This window comes from Kushneria marisflavi, from assembly GCF_002157205.1.
Taxonomy (GTDB): Bacteria; Pseudomonadota; Gammaproteobacteria; order Pseudomonadales; family Halomonadaceae; genus Kushneria; species Kushneria marisflavi.
The window spans coordinates 1,205,637-1,217,892 of record NZ_CP021358.1 but is presented as its reverse complement, the minus strand read 5'-3'; the positions used below and the strand labels follow the sequence as shown (position 1 = coordinate 1,217,892).

11 protein-coding genes are annotated in these 12,256 nt (G+C 61.4%); 4 read left to right on the top strand and 7 right to left on the bottom strand.

What is annotated here, in order from left to right; all coding sequences use genetic code 11:
* Positions 1-4: 4 nt before the first annotated feature.
* Positions 5-1,138 (bottom strand): glycerate kinase, encoded by a 1,134-nt coding sequence (locus tag B9H00_RS05680; protein WP_086901724.1) that lies wholly within the window; start codon positions 1,136-1,138, stop codon positions 5-7.
* A 126-nt stretch (positions 1,139-1,264) separates the two neighbouring features.
* Positions 1,265-3,283 (bottom strand): BCCT family transporter, encoded by a 2,019-nt coding sequence (locus B9H00_RS05675; protein WP_086899828.1) that lies wholly within the window; start codon positions 3,281-3,283, stop codon positions 1,265-1,267.
* A gap of 295 nt (positions 3,284-3,578) precedes the next feature.
* Here B9H00_RS05675 and B9H00_RS05670 point away from each other — a divergent pair, with 295 nt between their 5' ends.
* Both B9H00_RS05670 and B9H00_RS05665 read left to right on the top strand, forming a co-directional pair.
* Positions 3,579-4,136 (top strand): hypothetical protein, encoded by a 558-nt coding sequence (locus B9H00_RS05670; RefSeq protein WP_147376583.1) that lies wholly within the window; start codon positions 3,579-3,581, stop codon positions 4,134-4,136.
* Positions 4,133-4,555: a hypothetical protein gene (locus tag B9H00_RS05665; protein ID WP_086899826.1), complete on the top strand. Its 423-nt coding sequence runs from the start codon at positions 4,133-4,135 to the stop codon at positions 4,553-4,555. The genes B9H00_RS05670 and B9H00_RS05665 overlap by 4 nt, the downstream gene beginning before the upstream one ends.
* 1 nt (position 4,556) lies before the next feature.
* On the opposite strand, the gene B9H00_RS05660 is transcribed toward B9H00_RS05665, so the two are convergent.
* Positions 4,557-4,976: an HIT domain-containing protein gene (locus B9H00_RS05660; protein WP_086901723.1), complete on the bottom strand. Its 420-nt coding sequence runs from the start codon at positions 4,974-4,976 to the stop codon at positions 4,557-4,559.
* Positions 4,977-5,150: 174 nt separating this feature from the next.
* Here B9H00_RS05660 and B9H00_RS05655 point away from each other — a divergent pair, with 174 nt between their 5' ends.
* Complete coding sequence (locus B9H00_RS05655; RefSeq protein WP_086621841.1) at positions 5,151-5,282, top strand: entericidin A/B family lipoprotein; 132 nt, start codon at positions 5,151-5,153, stop codon at positions 5,280-5,282.
* A 300-nt stretch (positions 5,283-5,582) separates the two neighbouring features.
* Positions 5,583-7,856, top strand: a complete 2,274-nt coding sequence (locus B9H00_RS05650) for a TonB-dependent siderophore receptor (protein WP_086899825.1) — start codon at positions 5,583-5,585, stop codon at positions 7,854-7,856.
* A gap of 103 nt (positions 7,857-7,959) precedes the next feature.
* Here the strand turns inward: B9H00_RS05650 and B9H00_RS05645 are convergent, their stop codons facing one another.
* The 4 genes from B9H00_RS05645 to B9H00_RS05630 are packed head-to-tail and all read right to left on the bottom strand — an operon-like array spanning position 7,960 to position 12,256.
* Positions 7,960-8,748, bottom strand: coding sequence for a 2,3-dihydro-2,3-dihydroxybenzoate dehydrogenase (locus B9H00_RS05645; RefSeq protein ID WP_086899824.1), 789 nt, complete (start codon positions 8,746-8,748; stop codon positions 7,960-7,962).
* Positions 8,745-9,614, bottom strand: coding sequence for a siderophore-interacting protein (locus B9H00_RS05640; protein WP_086899823.1), 870 nt, complete (start codon positions 9,612-9,614; stop codon positions 8,745-8,747). Before B9H00_RS05640 ends, B9H00_RS05645 begins: the two co-directional genes overlap by 4 nt.
* Entirely contained in the window at positions 9,611-10,507 is an 897-nt protein-coding gene (locus B9H00_RS05635; RefSeq protein WP_086899822.1) for an isochorismatase, read from the bottom strand. The genes B9H00_RS05640 and B9H00_RS05635 overlap by 4 nt, the downstream gene beginning before the upstream one ends.
* Positions 10,508-10,549: 42 nt before the next feature.
* On the bottom strand, positions 10,550-12,256 hold the full coding sequence (locus B9H00_RS05630; RefSeq protein WP_086899821.1) for a (2,3-dihydroxybenzoyl)adenylate synthase: 1,707 nt from the start codon (positions 12,254-12,256) through the stop codon (positions 10,550-10,552).

The following is a 12,256-nucleotide window of genomic DNA, read 5'->3' as shown; positions in this document are numbered from 1 at the left end:
ATGTTCAGCGCCCATGCTGGAACAGTCGAACGATCGAGGCGCTGCGCGCACTTAAAAGCTCGGGCGTGCGCTCAAGCGCTTCTTCCAGTGCCATCGGGCCGTCGGCCAGCGCAAACGCGGCGGTTACCCCTTCTTCGAGCGCCTTCTCCCAGCCACTGTCCAGCTTGCCGGCCAGTACCACGCAGGGCACGCCCATGCGGCGGGCCGCGCGCGAAACGCCAATCGGGGTCTTGCCGGACAGGCTCTGGCCATCCAGCCGGCCCTCGCCGGTGATGACCAGGTCGGTATGTTCCAGCGTCTTTTCAAAGCCGACCTGTTCCATGACCAGCTCAATGCCCGGGCGCAGCGTGGCGTTCAAAAAGGCCAGTGCGGCAAAGCCCATGCCACCGGCGGCGCCGGCCCCTGCGCTGTCACGATGATCCCGTCCGGTCGCATCAACAGTGATGTCGGCAAGCCTTGCCAGTGCGTGATCAAGCTGACCCACCTGATCTTTTGTTGCGCCCTTTTGCGGCCCGAAAATGGCGCTGGCGCCCTGATCGCCGCATAACGGGTTATTCACATCCACGGCGGCCTCGACCGTCAGCTGCGAAAGGCGCGGGTCGATCCCTGAAAGGTCGATGCGGGAAAGCCCGGCCAGAGCGGCGCCGCCGGGCTCGAGGGGTTGGTCGTTGTTGTCCAGAAAACGCACGCCCAGTGCGCTCATCATGCCGGCACCGCCGTCATTGGTGGCGCTGCCGCCCAGTGTCAGAATCAGGTGCTCGGCCCCGGCTTCGAGGGTGGCATGAATCAGCTCGCCCACGCCCCGGGTGGTGGTATGCAGGGCGTCGCGCTCTTCCTGCGTCAGATGCTGCAGACCGCTGGCCTCCGCCAGTTCGACGATGGCGGTTCGGCGTGCCTCGATCCAGCCCCACTGCGCCATGCGAGGACGGTTCAGGGCGTCATGAACCTCAAGACTGCGCGCTTCGGCCCCACTGGCGGTCAGCAGGGCTTCCAGCGTGCCTTCGCCGCCATCGCCCAGCGGACAAAGTGTCCAGTCGGCATTCGGTGCCGCCTGGCGAACGCCTTCGGCGATGGCGTTGGCGGCGTCCGTAGCGCCCAGGGCATCCTTGAAGCTGTCGGGGGCAATCAGAATATGCATGCAGGCATTCCGTTCGAGACAGTGAGCCATGAGCATACCCGGCACGCCTGATAACGGCCAATAGCGCCTGTCGCCATGACATGAAAAGGCCCGCACCGAGGCGGGCCAGGTTGGAAGGGACCAGAACTAGCGCATGATATGCAGGAAATGCAGGTGTTTTTCATACTGATCGAGAATGTCACCGATCACCTGCTGTTTCGTATAGCCCATGATGTTGTATTTCTGCCCGCCTTCGCGCAGGAAGACTTCGGCGCGATAGTCGTTGTTGTCCTTCGAGCTGTCATGACGTCGCATGCCGCTCATGGCAAAGGAGGGCGCAGCGTAGCGGCGAATACGCACGCCATAGACGAAGTCGTTCTCCTCGCCGTGGTCCACGCGCAGATAGCAGCGGTCATCCTCTTCGGTGATCCTGATATCAAGCGACTGTTTTTCAAACTCCTCGCCGACCTCCTTCATGGCCACCTCGGCGGTGTCATGCAAAAACGTCGAGACCTGCTGCCTGCGCGGCGAGGTTACCAGCGTTTGCAGACGCGTCTGCCAGTAGTCGGTCTTGCCGGGTGTGTTGCCGGCCGCCACTCTAGAGACGTTGCCCGGTGTGTTCATCAAATGGCGCAGGCTGTCCTGCTTGACGGCCTCGACCCTGAGCGCCTTGAGCAGCCCATAGCAGATCACCATTAAAATGACCGAGAAGGGCAGCGCGGCCAGCAGGGCAGCGGCCTGAAGGGCCTGCAGGCCACCGGCAATCAGCAGGGCAACGGCGACCACGCCGGAGCTGACGGCCCAGAAGATACGCTGAAGCACCGGGGATTCGTCACCGTCCTTTGAGGTCAGAAGATCCATGACCAGCGAGCCCGAGTCGGCCGAGGTCACAAAGAAGGTGGCCACCAGCAGCACGGCAATCGTTGAGGTCACTGACGACATCGGCAGCAGGTTCAGGAACTCGAACAGCGCGATCGAACTGCTTTGATTGACGGCGTCTGACAGCTGGCTCAGCCCTTCGGTGGCGATCATGTGGATGGCGCCATCGCCGAAAAAGGTCATCCAGATGAAATTAAAGCCGGCCGGCACAAACAGCACGCCCAGAACAAATTCGCGAATGCGGCGGCCACGAGACACGCGTGCGACAAACATGCCGACAAAGGGCGACCAGGCAATCCACCAGCCCCAGTAAAACAGCGTCCAGTTGCCCAGCCAGGTATTGGCGTCTTCATCGCCCAGATAGGCGTAGATGTTAAAGGTACGATCCACCACGCCGGAAAAGTAGGAGCCCACGTTCTGCGCCAGCGACTGAAAGCTGAACAGTGTCGGACCGACCACGATCACAAACAGCAGCAGCACAAAGACCAGCCACAGGTTCATTTCCGACAGGCGCTTGACCCCGCCATCCAGTCCCAGAGACACCGAGCAGGTCGCGGCCCCCGTGATGGCGGCAATCAGGATGATCTGGCTCATCAGCGTGTCGGGAAAGCCGAACAGGAAGTTGAGTCCCGAACTGATCTGCATGACGCCCAGGCCCAGCGAGGTTGCCAGACCGAACATGGTGCCAAAGACGGCAAAGATATCGACGGCGTAACCGATCGGGCCATGAATGCGCTTGCCGATCAGTGGATAAAGTGCGGAGCTCAGGCGCAGCGGCAGGTTATGGCGAAAGCTGAAATAGGCCAGTGCCAGTGCCACGACGGCATAAACGCCCCAGGGGTGAAGCCCCCAGTGAAAGAAGGTGATCTCCATGGCCTGCCTGGCGGCCGCTGGCGTGCTGCCCTCGCCGGTGGGTGGGTTCATGTAGTGCGTCACCGGCTCGGCGACCCCGTAGTACATGATGCCGATACCCATACCGGCGGCAAACAGCATCGCAAACCACGAGCTATAGCTGTATTCGGGTTCACTGTGATCCGGCCCCAGTCGGACCTGACCGTGGCGTGACATGGCCAGATAGAGGGCGAAGATGAGATACACCCCCATGGCAAGCAGATAGAACCAGCCAAAGGTATCGATCACCCAGCTCTGGGCCTGGCCAAAGGCGCTGCCGGCAAGCTCTGGGGCCACGACGGCAAAGATGACAAAGGCAACGATAATGCCGGCAGAGGTATAAAAAACGGGCGGGTTCAGTTTGGCAACGGTAGGCGGATTGGCGTCATCAGCCATAAGCGTACATCCTTGTTTATGGTTGGACCGATAAGGCTAACTTATAATTTTTCGAATTCCAGGCCCGTTGCCGGTATCCAGCCAGTGTCTTCTCTTTACACATACCGCTCCGGGTGTCGAATGGCTCAGGCAAAATGCCATTGCCGGGGCATGGCGGCCGCTGACCCTGCTGCCCCCTGAACGTCATATTGCGGGCGTTTCATATTCACTCTACTGTCTAGGCAGGGTAGGGACCGTATGTCTTCCCATGGGATCACCTTTGGGTGTCAGGGATATTTCACCGGGGATGCACGCCATGCCATCCATTCAGTCGTTCATGACCCTGTCATTGCTGAGCCTTGTGCTGACAGGCTGTAGCTCCCTGTCCTCGACTCGGCCGCTGGATGTTCAGGCTCAGTCACTGCCTGAGTCGTGCTACGCCACTTACGGCGGCACGCGTCTGGCGCAGGTTGGCGCCATTGCCGCTGCGCTTGAAGCCCAGGGCTATGAAGTCCGCGCCAGCGATGTCGAGCTGGGACTGGTCAGTGCCGAGCGCATCACGCGCCAGCCGGGGCTGGGGGCGACTCGCCAGTGGCGGGGCAGCAGTATGGGATGGTTTGGCGGCCACCGTAGAGGGGGCATGCTGGGGGTGGGATTTGGAGATCCCTTCAATGTCTTTCGCTCGGACCCCTATAGCGTTGAGCGCGTATCGGTCAGTGCCGATGGGCAGCGCTATCTGGCGGTGCGCAGTGTGACGGTCGTGTCGCCGGATGGTTTCGTTATCGATGCTCGCCCGGCTTCTCCACAACCCTTCTGTCAGCAGACGCATGCGGCCATCAATCAGGCGCTGGCGAACTCGGGAGAAGGCTCATGATTCCCGGATACAAACGCGGCGTGCGACACATCACGCGTGCTCTTTTCACGCTGGCACTGATGGGGTCTCTCGCTGCCTGTGCCACGACCTCATCGCTGCCGCCACCCGAGCGTCTGCAGCACTTCAACGCACCGCCCGATCAGGTCCTGCAGGCCACCATGGCGACACTGGCCGAGCGCGGCTTCGTCATCGTTTACGGCGATCACGCGCTCGGTGAACTTCGTGCCAGATACGCGTCCCGCCCGGAGTGGCGCGTCGAGGCCCATGTGAAAGGCGCTTTGAGGGGGAGCGAACTTCAGCTCCAGGGCTGGCAGGGCAATGCGGCGCTGGGTGTGGGAGACTTTGATCGGCTGACCACTGCCATTGCCGAGCGTCTCGGCGAAGGGCCGCTGTCAGCACCGGCCACCGTGACGCCCTGAGTCAGCCGCCTTTAAACTCATCAGCGAAACGCTGCAGCAGTGCCAGGCGCGTCTGGCGGGTCTCTTCTTCCAGCGGCTGTGCCTGACCTGATCCCCAGACCGGCCCAGGCCAGGCGTCATCACCCTGTGAGCGCGCGATCACATGCACATGCAGCTGAGGCACCATGTTGCCCAGCGCACCGATGTTGATCTTGTCGGCGCCTGTGTGGCGCATCATGAACGCGCCCAGCTGATCAACTTCTTGCCAGAGCTGTGCTCGCTCGGATGTCGGCAGCTCGAAACTTTCACGAATGCCCTCTCGCTGCGGTATCAATAGCGCCCAGACAAAGCGGGTGTCGTTCATCAAACGCAGCTCGCAAAGTTCGAGCGAGGCCACCAGCAGCGTGTCCGCGGCCAGTCTTTCATGTAGCGCAAAGGCCATGTTGAAGCTCCGTAAGCGATAAAGGATCAGGAAGATCAGGGCATTGGAGGCGATCGATGGTGAAAATGCAAACCGGCGCAAAAAATGCCAGGCTCATGTCATGGGAACGCAATGACGAGTCCATCTACTCTGGACGAGGGCACCCATATCACCCGATCTACAAGGAGTTGTGACATGAAAAAATGGATGAGCATGATGCTGATTGCCCTCTTTTCCGCAGCCGCGCTGTCAGCCTGTAACACTGTCGGTGGTGCAGGTCAGGACATCGAAGAAGGTGGTGAGTCCATTCAGGACGCTGCCAACTGATCATGTTTCCCGGGCAGGGGCGCAATGCCTCCTGCCCGTTGTATTCCCTCCTGCCTTTTATCTCCTGCGCTGCCTGTTTTCTGCCTCGATAGCCTCCCTGGCTGCCGGTTTCCACTGTCTAATCGAAGCACCGTGACAGCGATAATGTGCTCAAGTTCAAATGATATAAACATACACTTGATAATCCTTATCATTAAACTTAATGTGACGTCGCTCGGATAACGCCTTCGTACGCCTGAGCGCGGGATTTTGCGCCGATCAAAAATGCGGCAGTGATCTATAACAGTCAGGGGAACAGTCATGAATCAAACGGGGAAGTTCTATCCCGGTGCAGGTGAAGTACGCTATCTGACCTCGTTTCTGGCCGGCGCCGTATTGCTGCCGGTGGCCGGAGGCGTATGGGCGGCCGAGCCGCAGGGAGACAGCGGTGCGGCGACCACGACGGTCACCACGACCACCGCCACGGCCTCCGGCGGTGACGGCTCGCGTCTTGATACGATCACCGTGGAAGGCAACCGGCTCTATGACATGCTTCCCTCCGAGCAGACCGGCGGTTATGGCGTGGATGCCGCCACCGTCGGCACCAAAACGCCGGCCGCCCTGCGTGACATTCCCCAGTCGATCAGTGTGGTGACCCGCGAGGCGATCGAGGATCAAAACTTCGACACGCTCGACCAGATGGCCAAACGTACCCCCGGCGTTCGCGTGCTCTCCAACGATGATGGCCGCTCCTCGATCTACTCGCGCGGCTATGAGTACGATGAGTACAGCATCGATGGCCTACCCTCACCGATGTCCAGCATTACTGGTTCAGTTCCCACGCTTTCAGCCGTTGATCGGGTCGAGATCATGCGTGGCCCCTCCGGGCTCTTTAACAGCACCAGCGAAATGGGCGGCATCGTCAATCTGGTTCGCAAGCGCCCAACCTACGATTTTCAGGGCCATGTGACCGGCCGCTACGGCAGCTGGGATCAGCGTTATATCGAAACCGACCTCTCCGGCCCGATCAATGCCGATGGCAGCGTGCGCGGTCGTCTGGTGATCGACAACAGCGACACCAACGGCTTTGTCGATCACAACGATAACGAGCGCAACAACTTCTATGGCGCGCTGGATGCCGATCTGGACGAGGACACCACGCTGTCGCTCGCCTTTTTGCGCCAGAGCAAGGACATCAACGTCAACAATGGTCTGCCGGCCAACCGCGATGGCAGCCTGCGCGAATATCGTCGTTCCAAACTCTTTGGAGCCGACTGGAACAGCTTTACCAGTCAGTCCAACGACTGGATTGCCGAGCTGACCCATCGCTTTGATAACGGCGCCTACGGTCGTCTGGCCGGGCGTTACTCCAACCGCAACGCCGATTACAACTACGCCTTCGGTGCCGGTGGGCCCGCAGCCGGTGTCGATGAGAACGGCAACGCCACGCTGATGGGACTGGGCGGCAAGGCCGATGAACAGTCGGTTGCACTGGACGCCAGCTATAGTCAGCCCTTCGAGGCGCTGGGCAATACCAGTGAATTCGTGGTGGGCACCGACTATAAACGCTTTGAAACCGAACAGGAGCAGGGCCGTTACGGCGCGCTGCCAGGGTTTCGGGGTATCAATGTCAGCGACTTTTCACCCGCCAGTGTGCCTTATACCGATGTCCTGGGTGATGCGCGTGCCGGCGTTGCCGGGACCAACAACTATAGCGATGAGCGCAACACGCTCGAGGAGTATGGCCTTTACTCCAAGCTGACCTTCCGCCCGGTTCAGGATCTGGCGTTGATCGCCGGCGGCCGGATCAGCAACTATCGCCAGCATGCCAATGTGGACGAGCTGGATGACAGCACCTCCGACTCGCGTAGCGACAGCTCGCGCTTCACGCCCTACGGCGGCCTGGTCTACGATCTGGATGATCACCATTCGCTGTATGCCAGCTATTCACAGGTGTTCAAGCCGCAGACCTCGACCGATGCCAACAATGAGCTGCTCAAGCCGCGCAAGGGTGAGCAGTATGAAGCGGGTGTGAAGGGCAGCTACTTCAACGGTGATCTGAACGCCCGCCTGACGGCCTTTAGGATGTATGACAAGAACCGTGGAGCCGCGACGGCCAGTGGCGATACCAATGATGCCGTGGCACTGGGCAAGACCCGAATTCAGGGGGCCGAGCTTGAGCTGACCGGTAGCATCACCGATCAGTGGGACGTGATCGCCGGCTATACCTACATGGATACCGAGATCGAGCGTGAATCCACAACGCAGGGCGATGGCCTGTTCCTGCTGATGCCGCGTAACATGATCAATCTCTGGACCCAGTATGGCTTTGAGGGCGGAGCGCTGGATGGTTTCCGCATCGGCGGTGGCGTGACGGCGATGGACGGTTTCAGTTCGAGTTCGGATGTGGAAGCGCCGGGCTATGCGGTGGTCGATGCCATGGTCGGCTACGACTTCACTCAAAGCCTGTCGGGTCAGCTCAACTTCAACAACATTCTCGACAAGAAGTATTACGAGCGTGTGGGTGGCCTGAACACCTTCAACATGTATGGCGCGCCAGCCAGCGTGGTGGCCTCGCTGCGCTACGACTTCTGATCGATTCGGCGTCGGCCATGCCGGCGCGGCTTGTTCAGGACGTACCGCATTAAAAAACCCGGCTCATGGCCGGGTTTTTTAATGTGCGTCAGCTTCAGGCGTCTTATCGAATGCCCAGCGTGGCACCCCCGTCGATGCGCATGTCATGCAGGGTAATGTGGCGGGCGCGGTCGGACAGCAAAAAGCGGATCGCCTCGCTAACGTCTTCGGGTTCGGCAATGCGCCGGAGCGGAATGCCAAGCTTCCAGCCTTCCAGCGAGCCGCGAATCACGTTATCGCGACCGCTGTCATCGACCCACATGCCGCGCTGCATGTCGGTATCCGTGGAGCCGGGCGAGACGATGTTGCAGCGCACGTTGTATTCGGCCATTTCCAGACCCAGGCAGCGCACCAGCTGATGCGTGGCGGCCTTGGAGGCGCAGTAGGCGCCCATGGCCTGGCGCGGCGTATCGGCGGCGTTGGAGCCGACTACCACGATGGCCCCCTGCTGTCGCTCGGCCATTCGCCGGGCCACGGCGCGGGTGACGTTGAAAACGCCGGTGGTATTGACGTTCAACGCATGCAGCCACTGGGCATCGGTCAGCTCTGTCACGCGACCCATCTGCAAAACGCCGGCCACATGCGCCAGACGCGTGATGGGCGCGTGGGCCTCGATGTCGGCGATGGCGGTATCCACGGCACCTGAATCGCTGACATCGACAACATGGGTGCTGACCCGCTCGGTGCCAAAGGCACGCCCAAGCTGCGCCGCCGTCTCCTTCAGGGGGTCTGCAAGGCTGTCCAGCAGGGCGACACTTGCCCCTTCCTCAAGCAGATCACGTGCCAGCGTGGCGCCGATGCCGCGCGCGGCGCCGGTGATGACAATGTGTTCGCCTTTAAACTCACCGCTCATTTGAGCTCATCCATGATGCGATGACGCTCCTGGTGATAGCGTTCCTCGTTCCAGCAGTGGCGCCAGTAGGGCACCGCGTAAAGCTCACGTTTGGTCAGGCCGCGAATGCCCATCAGATGCTCGCGAAGGGAGAGCACGGCCGAGTTCTCGCCGCCGACCCAGGCCGAGACGCTGCCGGATTCGGGGAAATCCATGGCACGCACCGCATCGATCTGCAGTGTGGACAGACATGATGGAATCTCGCCGCGGTAGAGCCAGTGCACGTCAACGCCTGACGGATGATGCAGCGTCTGGCGCTCGGAGGGACTCTCCACTTCAATGAACACCACGCCGCGTGCGTCTTCGCTCATGTCTTCGAGCAGTGCGCTGATGGCCGGCAGGGCCGTCATGTCACCGGCAATCAGTGACCAGTCGGCCGGTGGGAGCAGCGGGTCAGGGCCACCCGGGCCGCTGATACCGATCAGGTCTCCCGGTTGGGCAGCCAGCGCCCAGCGCGAGGCGGGGCCTTCGTCGCCATGGGCCACGAAATCCACGCTCAGCTCGCGACGCTCAACGTCGAAATGGCGCACGCTGTAGGTGCGGGTAATCGGCTTCTCCTGTGCCGCCGGCCAGACCACGCCGGCCTCGGTCAGCTGCGGCAGTACCGGTGCACGCTGGTGCTCAAGCGGGAGAAAAATCTTGATGTGGCCGCCACCGCGATGGGCGGGAAAGCCTTCCAGCGCCTCACCTCCGAGCACGATACGGATCATGTGCTCGGTAACGACTTCTCGGCGCACCACTTCCAAAAGCATGGGCGGGCGCTTCTTGCCCTTTGGCGGCGCTGTCTGCGCAGTGGCTTGAGGCGGGATCGTTTCAGTAGCGCTCATGCACTCACTCCCTGACGGTTGAGCAGCGCCACCCAATCGATAATGGTCGGCGCTTCGACCAGATCCATGAAGCTGACATCAAAGCCTTCCCGGCGCAGCTCCTCGACGAACGTCATCATGCGCATCGAGTCCAGCCCGTAGAAAAGCAGGTTGTCATCGGCAGGAATCTCCTCGGCACTGACACCGGCCAGTGTCGCGACCCGCTCGGTCAGCGCGGCCTGCGTCATGGCACCTTCGGCCTGCTGATTGCCCTGGCCGGACTCGAGTGCGGCAAGGGCGTGAGCGCTGGTGGTGACCACGCCGCAGCGCCCGGCCACGTATTCAAGCGCCATGTCGTGACGCTCGCGGGAGAAATCTGCCACGCCGTCGGTGAGCATGAAACACTGCACGTCCTGCATGAAGCCTTCCAGCGCCGTGGCCATGCAACCGATGTGGGCATAGACCCCGCCAATGATCAGCTGATCACGCCCCCAGTCGGACATGCGCTGGCGCAGATCGCTGCGTTGAAAGGCGCTGTAGCGCCATTTGGTCAGCACCACGTCTCCGTCCTGAGGGGCCAGCTCGTCTAATATCGGATACTGCTCGGGATGCGCCGGCAGCCCCGGCCCCCAGAAATCATTGAGCAGGGCACGGTCGCTGTCAGGCTGATCGGTCGGCTGAGCGGTATAGACTACCGGTACGCCTGCCGCGCGGGCAGTTTTGATCAAAGCCGCCAGATGACGGATTACCTCGGGAATGGGGGTTGCGCTCACGTCATACTTGGCCAGAAAGTAGCGCTGCATGTCGTGAATCAGCAGTACCGCGCGTGACGGCTCGATCTGCCAGTTGACCCGGTTGTCGGGCAGCTCGGCTGTCGTGGGCAGTGAATAGCTTGCGATGGCGGGAATGGCCATGTGACTTCTCCTGTAATCTTTCAGCGCCGCAGTCCGTGGCTACTACTTGCTCTCGGGTTTGCCCTCGGCGAACCAGTGTGCCTTGAGCGTCTGGCGCAACGCCTTTTTGCTGATCTTGCCCACTCCGGTCTGGGGGAAGGCTTCAAGAAATTCAAAGCGTTCGGGTACCTTGTAATGTGCAAGGCCGCGGTCGCGCAGAAATCGCGCCAGCACCATCGGCTTCGGGGTCTCGCCGCGTGGCACCACAAAGGCGCAGACACGCTCGCCCAGATAAGGGTCGGGCATGGCAACCACGGCCACGTCATGAACGCTGTCGTGAGCCAGCAGCTGGTTTTCGACTTCCTCGGCGGCGACCTTCTCGCCACCGCGGTTGATCTGATCCTTGTCACGTCCTTCGACAATCAAATAGCCATCCGGTGTCCTCTGGACGCGATCGCCGGTGCGATAAAACCCATCCCTGGTGAAGGCGCGCTGGTTGTGAGTACCTTCAGGCTCATCGCCTTCGGCCGGCGCCACGAAATAGCCCGGAATGGTATAGGGGCCGCGCGTGATCAGATGGCCCACGCCGCCCGGTGGAATCGGCTGATCGTCGTCATCGACCACCAGCACCTCATCAAGCGGTGACATCGGCTGACCCTGAGTGGTGTTGATCAGCTCGATCGGGTCATCAAGGCCGGTATAGTTGACCAGCCCCTCGGCCATGCCGAACACCTGCTGCAGCCGACAGCCCAGTGCCGGGGCCACGCGGCGCGCGGCCTCGCTCACCAGCTTTGCTCCGCCCACCTGCAGGATGTCGAGACTCGACAGGTCCGCCTGAGCATGCGGGGCACTGTCGAGCCACAGCATGGCCAGCGGCGGCACCAGCGAGGTCATGGTGACCCGCTCGCGCTCGATCAGGGCAAAGCACTCGTCCGGGCTGGGGCGTGGGGCGATGACCAGCCGGCCACCGCCGAGCAGCACGCCCAGAAAGCCCGGCGAACTCATGGGGAAATTGTGCGCAATCGGCAGCGCCACCAGATAGATCGTATCAAGCGTTACCGCGCAGGCGCGATTGCTCTCGCGCAGGCTGTAGTGATAGTCGTCATGGCGCCGCGGGATCAGCTTGGGTACGCCGGTGGTGCCGCCGGAGAGCTGGAAAAAGGCCAGGTCGTGGGCGCTCGGCACGTCTTCGACCGGCTCGCCTTCGTGCTCAAGGAGGTCATCAAATGCCGTGAACTCTTCGGCCTCGCCACACACGATCACCTGCTCAAGCGTGGGCACCGTTGTGCGCACCTCACGGGCCATGCTGCGGTAGTCAAAGCCGGCGTCGCGATCGCAGATCAACAGCGCCCTTGCCGTGGCCGCGCGACAAAAATGCTCGATTTCAAAGCGGCGATGCGCCGGGAGGGCAAAGATCGGCAGCGCGCCAAGACGAAAGAGCGCAAAGCAGGCCACCACGAATTCATGACGGTTGGGCAGCTGGATGACGACCCGGTCGCCGCGCTCGATGCCCACCCGGCGCAGGCCGCGGGCAAAGGCATCGACACGCCGGTCAAGGTCGGTGTAGCTCAGGCGCAGCTCACCCTCGACCAGCGCTTCGCGCGGGCCGTGTTCAGCGGCCAGGCGGCGCAGCATGGCGCCGAAGGTTTCATCGATCCAGCAGCCTTTTTCGCGGTAAAGACGCTGGCGTTCAACCGGATAGTCCGGGCAGCGTTCGATGATGTCGTCAAGCGTGGCGCGCTGTAACGGCGCCGATATCGGGTTGGTCAT